This window comes from Desulfurivibrio modestus, assembly GCF_044068625.1.
Classification (GTDB): Bacteria; Desulfobacterota; Desulfobulbia; order Desulfobulbales; family Desulfurivibrionaceae; genus Desulfurivibrio.
Map to the genome: position 1 here is coordinate 76,287 of NZ_JBIPKH010000014.1, position 15,075 is coordinate 91,361.

Annotated in this window: 15 protein-coding genes; 14 read left to right on the forward strand and 1 reads right to left on the reverse strand. The window is 63.8% G+C overall.

Translation table 11 applies throughout. The features are described from left to right. The first annotated feature begins 4 nt into the window (after window positions 1-4). From ACHHRT_RS09665 to fliW, 7 genes are all read left to right on the forward strand, one after another. Window positions 5-1,105 carry a flagellar basal body P-ring protein FlgI gene (locus tag ACHHRT_RS09665; RefSeq protein WP_395499561.1) on the forward strand — a complete coding sequence of 367 codons (1,101 nt, stop codon included), beginning with the start codon at window positions 5-7 and terminating at the stop codon, window positions 1,103-1,105. A 19-nt stretch (window positions 1,106-1,124) separates the two neighbouring features. Next, the gene (locus tag ACHHRT_RS09670) at window positions 1,125-1,424 is read left to right on the forward strand and encodes a rod-binding protein (protein ID WP_395499562.1); all 300 of its coding nucleotides are present in this window, start codon (window positions 1,125-1,127) and stop codon (window positions 1,422-1,424) included. A gap of 15 nt (window positions 1,425-1,439) precedes the next feature. Further along, a complete protein-coding gene (locus tag ACHHRT_RS09675) occupies window positions 1,440-1,943 on the forward strand; it encodes a flagellar protein FlgN (protein ID WP_395499563.1) in 504 nt (167 codons plus the stop codon). A gap of 15 nt (window positions 1,944-1,958) precedes the next feature. Beyond that, a complete protein-coding gene (gene flgK, locus ACHHRT_RS09680; RefSeq protein ID WP_395499564.1) occupies window positions 1,959-4,481 on the forward strand; it encodes a flagellar hook-associated protein FlgK in 2,523 nt (840 codons plus the stop codon). A gap of 11 nt (window positions 4,482-4,492) precedes the next feature. Beyond that, complete coding sequence (locus ACHHRT_RS09685; RefSeq protein WP_395499565.1) at window positions 4,493-7,108, forward strand: flagellin N-terminal helical domain-containing protein; 2,616 nt, start codon at window positions 4,493-4,495, stop codon at window positions 7,106-7,108. A gap of 71 nt (window positions 7,109-7,179) precedes the next feature. Beyond that, window positions 7,180-7,431 carry a carbon storage regulator CsrA gene (gene csrA, locus ACHHRT_RS09690; protein ID WP_395499566.1) on the forward strand — a complete coding sequence of 84 codons (252 nt, stop codon included), beginning with the start codon at window positions 7,180-7,182 and terminating at the stop codon, window positions 7,429-7,431. A gap of 70 nt (window positions 7,432-7,501) precedes the next feature. Beyond that, window positions 7,502-7,966, forward strand: a complete 465-nt coding sequence (gene fliW, locus ACHHRT_RS09695; protein WP_395499567.1) for a flagellar assembly protein FliW — start codon at window positions 7,502-7,504, stop codon at window positions 7,964-7,966. A 61-nt stretch (window positions 7,967-8,027) separates the two neighbouring features. On the opposite strand, the gene plsY is transcribed toward fliW, so the two are convergent. Next, on the reverse strand, window positions 8,028-8,693 hold the full coding sequence (plsY, locus tag ACHHRT_RS09700) for a glycerol-3-phosphate 1-O-acyltransferase PlsY (protein ID WP_395499568.1): 666 nt from the start codon (window positions 8,691-8,693) through the stop codon (window positions 8,028-8,030). Window positions 8,694-8,783: 90 nt separating this feature from the next. On the opposite strand from plsY, the gene ACHHRT_RS09705 reads away from it, so the two are divergent. The 7 genes from ACHHRT_RS09705 (at window position 8,784) to ACHHRT_RS09735 (ending at window position 14,812) form a co-directional block, all read left to right on the forward strand. Further along, complete coding sequence (locus ACHHRT_RS09705) at window positions 8,784-9,254, forward strand: nucleoside deaminase (RefSeq protein ID WP_395499569.1); 471 nt, start codon at window positions 8,784-8,786, stop codon at window positions 9,252-9,254. Window positions 9,255-9,392: 138 nt separating this feature from the next. Beyond that, a complete protein-coding gene (hcp, locus tag ACHHRT_RS09710) occupies window positions 9,393-11,087 on the forward strand; it encodes a hydroxylamine reductase (RefSeq protein ID WP_395499570.1) in 1,695 nt (564 codons plus the stop codon). Window positions 11,088-11,290: 203 nt separating this feature from the next. Next, window positions 11,291-11,899: a phosphohydrolase gene (locus ACHHRT_RS09715; protein ID WP_395499571.1), complete on the forward strand. Its 609-nt coding sequence runs from the start codon at window positions 11,291-11,293 to the stop codon at window positions 11,897-11,899. Between the two features lie 19 nt (window positions 11,900-11,918). Beyond that, window positions 11,919-12,686, forward strand: a complete 768-nt coding sequence (locus ACHHRT_RS09720; RefSeq protein WP_395499572.1) for an ATP-binding protein — start codon at window positions 11,919-11,921, stop codon at window positions 12,684-12,686. 68 nt (window positions 12,687-12,754) lie between these two features. Further along, window positions 12,755-13,291, forward strand: a complete 537-nt coding sequence (locus tag ACHHRT_RS09725; protein ID WP_395499573.1) for a TlpA family protein disulfide reductase — start codon at window positions 12,755-12,757, stop codon at window positions 13,289-13,291. Between the two features lie 3 nt (window positions 13,292-13,294). Beyond that, entirely contained in the window at window positions 13,295-13,990 is a 696-nt protein-coding gene (locus ACHHRT_RS09730) for a class I SAM-dependent methyltransferase (protein ID WP_395499574.1), read from the forward strand. A 12-nt stretch (window positions 13,991-14,002) separates the two neighbouring features. Beyond that, window positions 14,003-14,812, forward strand: coding sequence for a class I SAM-dependent methyltransferase (locus tag ACHHRT_RS09735; protein WP_395499575.1), 810 nt, complete (start codon window positions 14,003-14,005; stop codon window positions 14,810-14,812). Window positions 14,813-15,075: the final 263 nt, after the last annotated feature.

Here is a 15,075-nt window from a genome sequence, read left to right on the forward strand (position 1 = left end):
GAACATGAAACCTAAAACCCGCAACATCTCCCTGAGCGCCGCCGGCCTGCTCTGCCTGCTGCTGCTGACCCTGCCGGCCCTTGAGGCCGCCGGGTCCGTCCGCCTCAAGGACCTGGCCTCGGTCCAGGGGGTCCGCCACAATCAACTGGTGGGCTACGGCATCGTGGTGGGCCTGGACGGCACCGGCGACGGTCGCAACGCGGTCTTCACCACCAACGGGCTGGCCAACGTGATGCGCAACATGGGGATCAATATCGATCCCCAGCAGATCCAGGTCCGCAACGTGGCCGGGGTGATCGTCACCGCCAAGCTGCCGCCCTTCGCCAGGGCGGGCCAATATCTGGATGTCACCGTTTCCTCCATGGGCGACGCCAGTTCGCTGCAGGGCGGCACCCTGCTGGCCACCCCCCTCAAGGGGCTGGACAACCGGGTTTACGCCATCGCCCAAGGGCCGGTGAGTATCGGCGGCATCGAGGCCCAAGGCCCCACCCCCCAAGGCCGGCAGCGGAACCATCTCACCGTGGCCCGCATTCCGGCCGGGGCCTCGGTGGAGCGGGAGGTACCGCTCTCCTTTGAGCGGCGGGAAGAGATCGTGATCAGCCTCAACACCCCCGATTTCACCACGGTCCAACGGATGACCCAGGTGATCAACGGCCTGCTCGGCCCCGGCACCGCCCGGGCCCACGACGGGGGCACCGTGACCGTCAACGTCCCCCCCGACTACCGGGATAACGAGATCGCCCTGCTGGCCGCCATTGAAAACCTGGAGATCGTCCCCGATATCGCCGCCCGGGTGGTCCTGGATGAACGGACCGGCACCGTGGTGATGGGAGAAAACGTGCGAATCCGCGAGCTGGCCCTGGCCCACGGCAATCTCAATCTGCAGGTAACCGCCCCGCCCGAGGGCCAGGAGATGCTGCTGCCGGGAGAACTGCCCCAGGTGGCCGGGGAAAACCAGCGCCTGGTGCGGATGGCGGAAGGAGCCACCCTGGGCGAGGTGGTCCGGGCCCTCAACGCGGTGGGGGTGGCCCCCCGCGACCTGATCGCCATCTTTCAGGCGATGAAGGCCTCCGGGGCCCTCAACGCCGAACTGGAAATCATTTAGGGCTAGCGAGGAGGAGAGCATGAATGTAACCGCCATGACCAACGCCGGATTCAAGAACAGTGCCGGGGCTGCCGATACGGAAAGAGACCCCCGTCTCCGCCAGGCCTGCGCCGATTTTGAAGCGATCATGCTGGAAAAGTTTCTGCGCATGGCCCGGGAAAGCGCCCCCAAGGAGGGCCTGCTCAGCGGCGGCCATGCCGAGCAGATGTACCGCTCCCTCCACGACCAGGAGCTGGCCCAGCAGATGGCGGCCGGAGAGGGGATGGGCTTCGGCGAGATGCTTTACCGCCAGATCACCCAACAGCACTACAGCCGATAGGCAGAGGAGATCACCATGCGGCAAAAAATACCCAGCGGCATCTTTGACCTGATCGACCAGGAGTTCAGCCTCTGCCGCGAACTGTTGAGCATCCTCGCGCGGGAACAGGCGGCGGTGGTGGCCCTGGACATGAGCGGCCTGGTGGCCTTGAGTCGCCGCAAGGCCGAACAGATCGAACTGGTGCGGGAGGTTGACGAGCAGCTGCGGCTTCGGGTGGAGCAGCTCACCGGCCAGCCGGCGGCCAACGCGGTCCGCCTTTCCGACCTGGTCGCCATGGCCCAGGGCGAGGAGAAAGCCCGCCTGGAACGGCAGCGCCTGGAACTGGTGGCCCTGCGCCAGGAGATCGCGGCCAAGAGCGTGATCAACCACCATTTTGTGGAAGACACCAAGCGTCACCTGCGGGAAGCGATCACCCTGCTCACCTCGTCGGTGAGCGAACAGCGACCCAACTACGGCAAACCCGGGCAGGTCAACCGCCGTGGCAGCGGCCAGCCCAGCCTGATCAGCCGGGCGATTTAACGGAGGCCCACTACCATGTCCGGCATCACCCATGTCCTCAACATCGCCAAGCAGGCCCTGCTGACCCACCAGATGTCGATCCAGGTCACCGGTCACAACGTGGCCAACGTCGACACCCCGGGTTATACCCGCCAGAGCCTCAGCCTCAAGGCCAACGAGGCGATCCCGGTGGGCACCGGCCTGTTGGGCGGCGGGGTCATGGGAGATACCATCACCCGCAATTACGACCAGTTCATGGTCGAGCGCATCGCCCGCCAATCCTCCCTGATGGGCAATCTGGAAGCCCAGCAGCAGGCCCTGCGGGTGGTGGAGCCGATCTTCAACGAAGCCCGCGGCCTGGCCCTGAACGATCTGCTCAACCAGTTCTGGAACTCCTGGCAGGAGCTCAGCGACAACCCGGAAACCCTGGCCTCCCGCCAGAACGTTCTCCAGCACGGGCAGTTGCTGGTGGATCACCTGGGGATCATGAACGGCGAAATTATCCGGGCCCGCTCCGATATCGGGGTCAGCCTCAAGGCCGGGATCAACGACGTCAACTCCCTGACCACCCAGATCGCCGAACTCAACGCCAAGATCAGCACCGCCGAGGTGGCTCGGGGCCAGGCCAACGATCTCCGCGACCGCCGCGACAATCTGGTCAAGGAACTCTCCTCTCTCTTGGATATCAGCCAGTTCGCCGATAAAAACGGCAGCTACACCATCCTGCTGGCCAACGGCCACCCCCTGGTGGAGGGCCAGGAGAGCTGGCGGGTGGACTGGGTGGATGATCAGCTCAACTGGCTCAGCAAAGACGCCAACGGTCGCACCATCTCCCGCCCTCTCGGCACCGGGGCCCACCTGGGCGGCAAGGTCGGGGGCTGGCTGGAGATCCACAGCGAACTCACCGCCGGCAACCCCAACAACTACGCCGGCCGCCTGGAAGCCCTGGCCAACGCCCTGGTTCGGGAACTCAACCAGGTCCACGCCGACGGCATCGGCACGATACGCTTCTCCGAACCCCTGGTGGGCGGGGAGCTGGGGGCCATGACCTCGGTAACCACCGGCCGGATCGACGCCGGCACGGCCCACCGGACCATCCCGGCGGGTACCATCACCATCAACGGGCTGAGCATCGGCGAAATCCGGGGCGGCAGCGTGATGGAGAAGGCGGCCAACACGGTCAACGCCATCAATCAGGCCGACAGCGGGGTGATCGCCGGGCTGACCACCCAGGTGACCGGCGCGCCGGTGGACGCTGCGGGACTCACCGTCGCTGATACCATCAGTTTCACGGTCAACGGGGTGGAGGTCAACTATACCGTCCAAGCCGGCGATCCGGGCGACAACGCCGCCTTCGCCGCCAATCTGGCCGCGGCGGCCAACGGCGCCATCCAGGCCCACAACGGCGATGCCGACAATCTGCCGCCCAAAGTGACCATCGAGGCGCTGGTGGGCGACGGCGGCAACGGAGCGGCGACCAACGCCCTGATCTTCCGCAACACCAACGCCGGCGACCAGTCGTCGATCACCATCGACAACCTGGCGGGCGATTTTGCCGACCCCGGCCTCAGCCCAGCCATCCTCGGCCTGGCCGCCGTGGCCGGTGAAACCCTGACGGCCGACGCCGGCCACAACACCGGCCAGATCACCCTCTTCTCCGACCAGCCCTACACCATCCAGGCCGGGGTGGACGACACCTTTCTGACCCAGCTGGGGCTGCACAACATTGATACCGAAACTCCGGGCAACGGCCGGCTAACCATCACCCCCGGCGAGGGGCCCAATGACGCCTTCCTGCTGGCCGGTTACAAACACAGCCAGGAGCTGAACACCGAAAACGGCAGCTTTTCGATCTGGCTTTACAACGACGACGGCTCCCTGGCCCTGCCCCAACCGGTGGAGGTTTCCCTGGAACGGGCCTACAGCGTCCACGACGCGGTCAACGCCATCAATAACGCCATCATCAATGCCGGCGGCACCGACAACCCCTTGGCCGCCTCGCCGCTGCCCTGGGTCCAGGCCTCGTTCACCGATCACCGGCTCAAGCTGACCCCCACCGGCGGCCACCAGTTCGCCTTCACCGCCGACAGCTCCAACCTGCTCCAGGTTACCGGGCTCAACACCTTCTTCACCGGCCACAGCGCCGGCACCATCGGGATCAACCAGACCATAATCAAGGATCTCAACCATCTCGCCGCCGGCCAGGTGGGCCCCAACGGCGAAATCTATCCCGGCGACAACACCAACGCCCTGGCGATCAGCGGCCTCCAGCACAAGGACGACATCGAGTTCCTCGGCGGCAAGCGCAACTCGCTCAACGAGTTCTACAACTCCCTGGTGGGAGATATCGGCAACCGGAGCCGGACCGTCAAGCGCAACGTCGAATTCAACTCCCTGGTGCTGAACCAGATGAACGAGATGCGGGACACGATCTCCGGGGTCTCCCTGGATGAAGAGATGGCCAACCTGATCAAGTTCCAGCACGCCTACACCGCCGCCGCCCGGCTGATCTCCAAGTCCGACGAGATGCTGGTAACCCTGCTGGACACGGTACGATAGGAGACCAAGCCATGCGCGTCACCATGCAATCCATATACTCCAACATCCTGGTCAACCTGAACAAGCTCAACACCGATATCAACCGGGTCAACCAGCAGATCTCCTCGGGCAAGCAGATGTCCAGCATCTCGGACAACCCGGTCAACCTGGTCAATGCCCTGGGGCTGCGGACCAACCTCTCCGAGATCGGTCAGTACCGCAAAAATCTCAGCTACGGCAACACGGTGATCACCGCCTCGGAAAACGCCCTGGTCAGCATGAAGGACCTGGTGATGCGGGCCAAGACCCTGGCGATCCAGCAGGCCAACGCCCCCCTCTCCCCGGATAACCGCCAGAACGCGGCCACGGAGGTGAAGCATCTCTGGGAGCAGGCGATCATCCTGGCCAACTCCTCGGTCAACGGCAAATATATCTTCGGCGGCTTCCGCACCACCGGCTATACCCCCGCCGAACCGGCCCCCTTCGTGCAGGGAGCCCGGGACGGTTATTTCATCAATGGCGAGCCCCCTGCCCCCCTGGCCACCAGCCTGACCGGCACCGTGGATAACAGCGCCATCGCCGCCGGCGACCTGGCCGTCAATGGGACACCCACTCCGGTGGATATCGACCCGGGGGCGGTGATCAACGGCCTGGCCATGGAGAAGGCGGCCAACGCGGTGGCGGCCCTGGATGGGCTGGACCCCGAAGTAAGCGCCAAACTGACCACCCTGCTCCACAGCACCCCCTTCACCGCCCAGACCGCCGGCACCGGGGACCCGCCCCAGGTGGACTACGATTTCACGATCAACGGGGTTGCGGTGAACACCATCAGCATCATTGGAGAGCAGAGCGCCGCCGAGCAGGTGGACCTTTTTGTCGAGGCGATCAACGCCGTCTCCGGCCAGACCGGGGTGGGGGCCGAGGCCGGCAATGACGCCAACGGTGGAGTCACCGGCGGCATCGTCCTGCGCAACCTGACCGCCGGCGACGACTCGACAATCGAGATCAACGCCTTTACCCGCACCGAGGTGGAAGCCGGTACCGGGGCGGTACTGTCAGTCGCCGGCGATTTTGCCGACGCCCTCTCGGCGGCGGCGGGCCCGGCCAACAACACCGGTGAAATCACCCTCTCTTCCACCAGCGACCCGGCTTCGGCCTTTACCCTGACCAGCCCCAACCATAACGACGACACCGTCTTCGACACCCTGGGCCTGGGCGCGTCGGCCGAGGAGGGCACCCTGCTCTTCGGCCTGCGCCCCCTGGCCGGCGAACTGCTGATCAACGGCCGGCCGGTGAGCAGCCAGGCCGACGGCATCTCCACCATCTACGCCGACGCCTCGGCCGCCGCCAAGGCCGCCGCCATCAACGCCGGCGATTACGGCGTTCGGGCCGAAATCGTCCCGGCCGGCTTCACGGCGGCGGGCCCGGTCCAGGAAGGCTCCCTGGACCCCGGCGACCTGGTTATCAACGGCGTTGAGATTCTGGTGGAGCAGGTAGGCGATCTGGACAGCGACAACGCCCTGGTCCGGGCCATCAACGCCCGGCAGGAGGAGACCGGGGTGGTGGCCAGCCGCGGCGAAAACGGCCGGCTGATCCTCAACGCCGTGGATGGGCGCAACCTCCAGGTGACGACCTCGGCCATGGGCGAGCAGGTTACCCAGCTCAACAATCTGGTCGGCCAGCCCAGCTCCCAGGTTCATTTCGGTTCGGTACGGCTCTGGTCCGACCAGCCCTTCCGGCTGGAAAGCCGTTCCGAGGATGACCCCGCCGCCGCTCTGGCCGCCCTGGGGCTCAGCGCCGAGGGGGACGACCCCTCCCTGCTGATCGTCAACACCATCCAGCGGGATAACGACTACGTCCGCTACGCCGGCGACCGGGATAACGACATCAGCATCAAGGTGGGACCGCAAAGCACCATCGAGATCAACAAGAACGGCTACGACGCGGTATTCGACACCGGGGTTTTCCGAATTCTCAAGGAGCTGGAGGATTTTCTCCAGGGGGAAAAATATACCGCCGTCACCGGCGCCGCCCAGGCCGGCGATATCCACGCCCTGCTGAACAGCGAAGATACCGGGCTGGAGCTGGCCGATCGCATCGTCGAGGGAGGGGGAACCTTCAAGGTGGTCATCGCCAACCACGACTCCACTCCGCCCAGCCATACCACCACCACAATCAGGGTGGACCCGGAAAACGATACCCTGGAGGATATCGCCCAGCGGCTCAACGGCATCAACGGCCTTGCGGCCACCTGGACCGACACCGGCCATCTGCGGCTGGAGTCCTCTGACCCCCAGCGCTACAGCTTCAACCTGGAGCAGGACACCAGCGGCCTGCTCGACGCCATCGGTTTGCGCCCGGACCAGATTCAGGCCAGCGCCCTGCAAAAATCGATCGCCGAGCTGGAGGTGCTGCTCAACGAGCAGACCAACCAGATCTCCGACTTCGGGGCCCGGGCCAACCGAATCGAAACCCAGAACAACATCTATATGAACCTGGAGGTGGCCACGGCGGAAAATCTTTCCGAGCTGGAAGACACCGACCTGATCAAGGCCCTGATGGAGATGCAGGCCAAGGAGGTGGCCTACCAGGCCGCCCTCAGTGCCGCCGCCAAAACCATGCAGCTTAGTCTGGTCAACTTTCTTTAGCCGATTTATTTGAGAAGTCAGGGGCGACCAAGGAGTGGTTCGCCGCCAACAAAGCCAGGAGGGCGCCAAAAATGCTGGTACTTGCGAGAAAACTGGGTGAAGCGGTGGCCATCGGCGACCAGATCACCATCCGGGTGCTGGAGGTTAAAAACGGCCAGGTCAAGCTGGGGGTGGAAGCCCCGACCGAGATCCCGATCCACCGGGAAGAGATCTACCAGCGCATTCTGGCCGCCAACCGCCAGGCCGCCGCCGGCGGTCCCATCGACCTGGAAAATCTCTCCCTCAAATTAACGGAAAGGGGCGAAAAAGCCGATAAAGAGTAGGCAGGCAGCAACGGGCCAAGGGGTCCGCAACCGCAATCCCCATCGGAGGTAACTAATGGTAGAGGCAGCGATGAAAATAGCAGAGCCCAGCGAAGCAACGATCATCCGGAGCAGCCGGTTCGGCGAAATGGTGGTGGACCAGGAGAAGGTAATCACCCTGACCAGTGCCCTTGCCGGTTTCCCTGAAACCCGCCACTTCGCCCTGCGCCAGCACAGCAACAAATCGCCTTTCATGTGGTTGCAGTCGCTGGACAACCCGGAACTGGCCTTCGTGGTCATCGAGGCCAAACGACTGGTTCCCCTCTATGAGCCGGAAATTCCCCTGGGCGCCCTGCGGGAACTGGGCGATGTCGCCGACCAAGGCCTGGAGATGCTGCTGATCCTGGCCATCCCCAAAGGCAAACCGGCAGCAATGACCGCCAACCTGCTGGGACCGCTGGTGATCAATCCGGCCACCCGCCTGGCCAAACAGGTCCTGCTCGACCCGGAAAAATACGATCCCTGCTGGCCGGTCTTCGCCACCGAGGAAGGCTGAGCCGGGCTGCCGCTGATGACGGCACAAGGATGTGCCGATCACCCCCCACGATTTTAAGTCGTCACTTTTTAGCCTGGCGCCAGCTTTTTTCCTCTCCCCGCAACAGCCTCTCGATATTGTCGCGGTGTTTCAGCCAGATCAGCACCGCGAACAAAAGGGCCAGCAGGGTTTCCGGGCCGGCCGCGCCCCAAAGCCCGGCCAGCCCCTCCTCGCCGCTGGCCCCGCCGTGATAGAGCAGCCAGATCAGGCCCGGCATCAATAACGCGGCACTCAGCGAGGCCAGGGAGACGTAGCCCCAGTTGATCAGGACCAGGACGAATACCGCCAAAGCCCCCAGGGCCGCCAAGGGGGCCAGGTAGAGAAAAACCCCCAGGGCGGTGGCCACCCCCTTGCCCCCCTTGAAGCCCAGCCAGATCGGAAAAAGATGACCCAAAAAGGCGGCGCCGCCACAGAAGATCACCAGGTAGTGCCCCCCCTCCTGGCCCGCCGTCCACCAGGCCGCCGCCAGCATCGGCGCCACCCCCTTCAACATATCGGCGGCCAGGGTCAGCAGGCCCAGCTTCTTACCCAGCAGCCGACCCACATTGGTGGCCCCGATATTGCCGCTGCCCTGGCGACGCACATCCACCCCGGCCAGCTTGCCGAAAAGGAGGCCGAAGGGAACCGCGCCCAAGAGATAGGCAGCGGCGACCAGTACGACATATTCCGCCATAAAAAAACCGTTCATTATTGATCCCCGTTTGTGATACCCTGCCTTCAGGGTCGGTAATTGTAGCACGTTAACAACGATCCGCCCCCCTTTTTTGCGGAGTTGACCATGGAAGAACAAAAAATGATGGCCGCAACCATCGCCCTGGCCGCCGCCCGGCTGCCCGAGGGGGAAGGCGGTCCCTTCGCCGCCCTGGTGGTGCGGGATGGTCAGATCCTGGGTCGGGGTTGGAACCGGGTCACCTCGAGCAACGACCCCACCGCCCACGCCGAAGTGGAGGCGATCCGTGACGCCTGCCGCCGGTTGGCGGATTTCAACCTGGAGGGCGCCAGCCTGTTCGTCAACTGCGAACCCTGCCCCATGTGCCTGGCCGCCGCCTACTGGGCCGGGATCAAGGCGATCTATTACGCCGCCGATCGTCACGACGCGGCGGCCATCGGCTTTGCCGACCTGCACATCTACCAGGAGCTGGCTCGCCCTCCGGCGGACCGGGACCTGCCCATGCATCAGTTGATGCGGGAAGAAGCCCTGCCCCTGTTCCGGCAGTGGGAAAAAATGCCCGATAAAATCCCCTACTGAAAAAAAATCGTCGCCGTTGACCTAGGTCAAGGTTTCAAGATCCATCCAACGGTATCGTAGCCCTCAACAGCACGATAAACCGGATCCGGAGGCGGTTCTTCGGATCACCGTTTTAAAAACCATTACGGAGGATCGAACATGTTTTGTTACCAGTGCGAACAGACGGCCAAAGGGGAAGGATGCAAGGTGATGGGCGTTTGCGGCAAGAAGCCGGAAGTGGCCGCCCTGCAGGATCTGCTGATCTACGCTCTGCAGGGGCTGGCCCTGGTGGCGGTGGAAGGCCGCAAGGTGGGGGTGGTGGATGAGGAGGTCAACCTCTTCACCTGTGAAGGAACCTTTTCCACCCTGACCAACGTCGACTTCGATCCCCAGCGCTTCGTGGCCCTGATCAAGCGGGCCGTGGCCCTGCGCGAGGCCCTGAAGAGCAAAGTCAAGGCCGCCGGCGGCCAGACCGCTTTTACCGAAGCCGCCGCCTCCTTCGCCCCCGCCGCCGACCTGGACGGCCTGGTCAGGCAGGGGGAGGAGATCGACATGAAAAACGCTGCCGACGACAACGCCGATATCCAGTCGCTGAAGCATATCCTGCTCTTCGGCCTCAAGGGTGTGGCCGCCTACGCCGATCACGCCAAGATTTTAGGCCAGGAGGATGACAAGGTTTACGCCTTCATTCAGGAAGGACTGGCCGCCCTGCTCCGCAAGGATATGGACCTCCAGGCCTGGGTGGGGATGGTATTGAAGTGCGGCGAGGTCAACCTGCGGGCCATGGAGCTGCTGGACGCCGGCAACACCGGGGCTTACGGCCATCCGGTTCCCACCAAGGTGCCCCTGGGCGCCAAGAAGGGCAAGGCGATCCTGGTTTCCGGCCATGACCTGAAAGACCTGGAGATGCTGCTCAAGCAGACCGAGGGCAAGGGGATCAACATCTACACCCACGGCGAGATGCTGCCGGCCCACGGCTACCCGGAGCTGATGAAGTATCCCCACTTCCACGGCCACTACGGCACCGCCTGGCAGAACCAGCAGAAGGAGTTCGCCGCGTTCCCCGGCGCCATCCTGATGACCACCAACTGCATCCAGAAGCCCCAGGACTCTTACCAGAGCAACATCTTCACCACCGGCCTGGTGGGCTGGCCCAACGTGGCCCATATCGACGACAAGGGCTGCCCCTCGCTGCTGGACAAGGTTAAAAATGCCGTTGGCCTGGGTTGCGCCGGCAAGGGCAAGGATTTCGGCCCGGTAATCGACAAGGCCCTGGCCCTGCCCGGCTTCACCGCCGATTCCGACAAGGGTGAAGTGATGGTCGGGTTTGCCCGCAACACCGTAATGGGGGTGGCCGGCACCGTGATCGAGGCGGTCAAGAACAAGGATATCCGCCACTTCTTCCTGGTGGCCGGTTGTGACGGCGCCAAGCCGGGCCGCAACTACTACACCGAGTTTGTCGAGAAGGTGCCCAAGGATTGCGTGGTCCTGACCCTGGCCTGCGGCAAGTTCCGCTTCTTCGATCAGCAGCTCGGCGATATCGGCGGCATTCCCCGCCTGCTGGACGTGGGCCAGTGCAACGACGCCTACTCGGCGATCCAGATCGCGGTGGCCCTGGCCAACGCCTTTGAGTGCGGGGTCAACGATCTGCCCCTGAGCATGGTCCTCTCCTGGTACGAGCAGAAGGCGGTGGCGATTTTGCTGACCCTGCTCCACCTGGGGATCAAAGATATCCGCCTGGGACCGAGTCTGCCGGCGTTCATCACCCCCAATGTGCTCAACGTGCTGGTGGAGAATTTCGCCATCAAGCCGATTACCACCCCGGATGAGGATCTGAAGGCTATTCTGGGGTAGTTGCCAACGCCCGTAAAGGGGCTGAACGGCGCTCTGTTTTCGCTCATTCTCGGCGGGCCTCCTGCCCGCCTCCGAGGCGACCACCGCCTCCTGCACCTCCATGTGCCCGGCGGTGGCCGAAACCCGCGAAAACAGAGCGCCGTTCAGCCCCGGGCCGTACTTTACGCGATCAAGCCCACTGAAAAGTTAAACGGAAAACGATTATGCAATGCCCCGGACAGGACAGTCGCTATTGGACCGGCAACGCCGTTTTTGAAACCGCCTGCGAGCAGTGCGGCCACCCCCTGGAATTTTTCAAGGATGATTCCACCCGGGTCTGCAAGAACTGCGGCCACCGGATGCTCAACCCGCAGATCGATTTCGGGTGCGCTTCTTACTGTCCCTACGCCGCCCAGTGCCTGGGCGAGCTGCCCCCCGAGCTGCTGAAAAAGAAGCAGGAGGAGCTGGTTGAGCAGGTGGCGGTGGCCATCAAGCGGCGCCTGGGCCAGGATTTTCAGGCCATCGGCCATGCCGGCCGGGTGGCCCGCCGGGCCGCCGAGCTGGCCCCAAGCCGGGAAGGAACCAACCCGGCGGTGCTGAATATCGCCGCCTATCTGCACACGATTTACCGGTCGGAAGCGGCCGACGAGGCCGAGCGGGAGCAGGAGATCCGAGCCCTGCTGGCCGGGCTCGACGCCAACCCCGGTCTGGCCGATGAGGTTTGCGCCGCCATCCGCCATCTTTACGCGCCCCAGGCCCAGGAGAGCAACCCCAACCTTTTAACCCTGGCCGAGGCCCACCAGCAAACCGAGCAACCGGCGACGAACCGCTAAACCCAAGGAGATGCAACCCATGAAAGTTTTACGCAAGATTATTGAGATAGATGAAGATTTGTGCAACGGCTGCGGCCAGTGCGTCCCGGGTTGCGCCGAGGGCGCCCTGCAGATTATCGACGGCAAGGCCCGGCTGATCGCCGAGAAATATTGCGACGGCCTCGGGGCCTGCCTGGGGGATTGCCCCACCGGCGCCCTGAAGGTAGTGGAACGCCAGGCCGACGATTTCGACGAGGCGGCGGTGGAGGCCCTGCTGGCCAGCCAGCAGGCGGCCAAGGCCGCTTCGGCCCCGGCCACCATGGATTGCGGTTGCGCTTCCAGCCACATCCAGAGTTTCAGCCCGGCCACCCCCTGCCAGGCGGCCAACCTGCCGCGCAGCATGGCGGGCGCCCCGGCCCCGGCGGCCACCGGCGAAAGTGGCGCCTCGGCCCTTACCCACTGGCCGATCCAGATCCGCCTGGTGCCGCCGGAGGCCCCCTTTCTCAAGGGCGCCGATCTGCTGATCGCCGCCGACTGCGCGCCGGCGGCCCACCCCAGCTTCAACCGGGAACTCTTGCCCGGCAAAACGCTGCTGCTGGGCTGCCCCAAATTTGACGACGCCCAGTCCTACGTGGCCAAGTTCAGTGAAATTTTTCAGCATGCCGGGATCAAAAGCATCACCATCGCCATCATGGAGGTGCCCTGCTGCGGCAGCATGCGCGGCATCATCCAGGCCGCCCAGCAGCGGGCCGGCACCAGCATTCCGGTCAAGGAAGTGGTGATCGGGGTGCGGGGCAACATTCTATAACCGCATTGGCATTTAACCGGTGATGCTGTATATAGGACCGATCTAAAAAAACCACCCACGGAGGTCCCATGAACAGCATCACCCCCTTTAACCGCCTCGCGCTGTTGCCGGCGCTGGGCCTGATCCTGCTTCTTCTTCTGCTGGTCGCCGGTATTGGCTGCTCCGACCGCAAACAGCAGTTCACCATGGTGGAAACCATGCCCGCCTTTGCCCTCTCCTCGGCCCTGGACGGCAGCCCCATCGATAGCCGGGATTTCCAGGGCCAGGCGATGGTGATCACCTTTTTCGCCACCTGGTGCGCCCCCTGCCGCCAGGAGGTCCCCACCCTGATCGCCCTGCAGAACAAGTATGCCGACCGCAACTTCACGGTGTTGGGGATCTCGGTGGACCAGGGCGACACCCGAACGGTGCGCCATTTCATGACCGAGTTGGGGATCAACTATCCGGTGGCGATGAGCGACCCGGACACCCCCAAGAGTTTCGGCAATGTCTTCGGCATTCCCACCTCGTTTCTGGTTGACCGCCAGGGCAACATCGTCCAACGCTACGACGGCTACGTCGATATCACGGTCCTGGAACGCGCGTTGCAGGAAGTGCTGGGTTAAGCCATGACCACCGCAAAGGAACTTAAGCCGGCCACCGCCGCCCTGCTGACCAAACTGCGCCAAACCCACCGGGTCGAGCTGAACCCCCTGACCATTCGCGGCCATGCCCTGCAAGTCCTCCAGGTGGCCGACCTGGAAAGTCTGCTCAAGGGCAAGGACCCCTTTGCCGAGGTCAGCGAATTCCCCTTCTGGGTGAAACTGTGGGAAGCCTCGGTGGTGCTGGCCGATTTCATCGCCTCCCAGCCGCCGGAGGAGAACGGCCGGGTGCTGGAAATCGGCGCCGGGCTGGGCCTGCCGGGCCTGGCGGCGGCCGCCGCCGGTCATCAGGTAACCCTGAGCGATTACGAGCCCCATATCCTGGATTTTCAGCGGGTCAGCGCCGAGGCCAGCGGGGTGGCCCAGCGGGTGGAGCATCTGCTGCTGGATTGGCTCAAACCGCCCAAGCTGCCCCAATTTTCCACGATCATCGGGGCCGAAATCCTCTTCCGGGAGGATTTTTTCGCACCACTTTTGAGCCTGTTCAAAAAACTGCTGGCCCCGGGCGGCACCATCTACCTGGCCCACGATATCCGGCGCAAAAGCCTCTCCCCCTTCCTGACCCTGGCCGAACCGGATTTCGAGATCGCCATGAGTCGGCGGCGGATGCAGTCCGACGACGAGGAGCACACGGTCATCATCAGTCGGCTCACCGCCAGGTAGGAAAAAAGGGCCATGCGCTACCGCGATCTGGATTGGGATGAGATCTGGCAGGAGGAGCGCCGCCAGAAATCGCGGCCCCGCCGCAGCCGTAAGGATTGGGACCGGCGGGCCCCCGATTTCGCCGCCCGCAACCTGGATTCCCCCTACACCGAGCAGTTTCTGGCCCTGTTCGACTGGCAACCGGAGTGGACGGTGCTGGACGCCGGCTGCGGCCCCGGCACCATCGCCCTGCCTTTGGCCCGCCGGGTCAAGGCGGTAACCGCCATCGACTACTCGGCCGCCATGCTGGCGGAACTGACCCGCGAACAGCAGCGCCAGGGGCTGGATAATATCCGCACCGTCCAGGCCGCCTGGGAAGATGACTGGGAGCAACTGAATATTCCCCGCCATGAGGTGGTGATCGCCTCCCGCTCGCTGGCGGTGGATGATCTGCGGGGGGCCTTAAGCAAGATCAACCGCTGGGCCGGCCGCCGGGCGATCATTAGCGACCGGGTGGGGGCCGGCCCCTTCGATCCCGATCTCTTTGCCGCCGTGGGCCGCCCCTTCGCCCCCGGCCCCGACTATATCATCACCGTCAACATCCTTTACAGCATGGGCATCCAGGCCACGGTGAACTTTATCCGCCTGGAGAACCAGCGAACCTACCCCAACCGCCAGGCGGCCATCGCCTCCCGCCTCTGGATGCTGAATGATCCCACCCCCACTGAACTGGCCAAACTGGAATCCTACCTGGACGACCGCCTGATCGCCCAGCCCGACGGCACCTGGCGCCTGGAACGGATCAAACCGTCGCTCTGGGCCGTGATCTCCTGGACCCCTTAGGCCGGGCGGCGGGCCTTCCGGTTATTCCCCGTGGCCTCGCGCCTTAAGCCACGCACGCATATCGGCTATCACGTAAAGCTCCCCTGTCTCTAAAACCGCTACCACTTCAGTCCGCGTAGAAACTACTTTTCCATGAGCAAAGCTGTCCCGGCAATCCCTTCTAAATTTAAGCCATTGTTATCAACTATATGGAAGGCCAATAAATTCCCCTCCATTACCGGCAACTGTTCACCGGGAAAGGCAAGATCAATGGTTGCGAACCA

Excerpts from the sequence above, each read along its gene's own strand:
- csrA (WP_395499566.1), top strand. The coding sequence starts at position 7,180 with ATGCTGGTACTTGCGAGAAAACTGGGTGAAGCGGTGGCCATCGGCGAC.
- ACHHRT_RS09720 (WP_395499572.1), top strand. The coding sequence starts at position 11,919 with ATGAAAGTTTTACGCAAGATTATTGAGATAGATGAAGATTTGTGCAAC.
- flgK (WP_395499564.1), top strand. The coding sequence starts at position 1,959 with ATGTCCGGCATCACCCATGTCCTCAACATCGCCAAGCAGGCCCTGCTG.
- fliW (WP_395499567.1), top strand. The coding sequence starts at position 7,502 with ATGAAAATAGCAGAGCCCAGCGAAGCAACGATCATCCGGAGCAGCCGG.
- ACHHRT_RS09670 (WP_395499562.1), top strand. The coding sequence starts at position 1,125 with ATGAATGTAACCGCCATGACCAACGCCGGATTCAAGAACAGTGCCGGG.
- ACHHRT_RS09730 (WP_395499574.1), top strand. The coding sequence starts at position 13,295 with ATGACCACCGCAAAGGAACTTAAGCCGGCCACCGCCGCCCTGCTGACC.
- ACHHRT_RS09715 (WP_395499571.1), top strand. The coding sequence starts at position 11,291 with ATGCAATGCCCCGGACAGGACAGTCGCTATTGGACCGGCAACGCCGTT.
- plsY (WP_395499568.1), bottom strand. The coding sequence starts at position 8,693 with ATGAACGGTTTTTTTATGGCGGAATATGTCGTACTGGTCGCCGCTGCC.
- ACHHRT_RS09675 (WP_395499563.1), top strand. The coding sequence starts at position 1,440 with ATGCGGCAAAAAATACCCAGCGGCATCTTTGACCTGATCGACCAGGAG.
- ACHHRT_RS09705 (WP_395499569.1), top strand. The coding sequence starts at position 8,784 with ATGGAAGAACAAAAAATGATGGCCGCAACCATCGCCCTGGCCGCCGCC.
- hcp (WP_395499570.1), top strand. The coding sequence starts at position 9,393 with ATGTTTTGTTACCAGTGCGAACAGACGGCCAAAGGGGAAGGATGCAAG.
- ACHHRT_RS09725 (WP_395499573.1), top strand. The coding sequence starts at position 12,755 with ATGAACAGCATCACCCCCTTTAACCGCCTCGCGCTGTTGCCGGCGCTG.
- ACHHRT_RS09685 (WP_395499565.1), top strand. The coding sequence starts at position 4,493 with ATGCGCGTCACCATGCAATCCATATACTCCAACATCCTGGTCAACCTG.
- ACHHRT_RS09735 (WP_395499575.1), top strand. The coding sequence starts at position 14,003 with ATGCGCTACCGCGATCTGGATTGGGATGAGATCTGGCAGGAGGAGCGC.
- ACHHRT_RS09665 (WP_395499561.1), top strand. The coding sequence starts at position 5 with ATGAAACCTAAAACCCGCAACATCTCCCTGAGCGCCGCCGGCCTGCTC.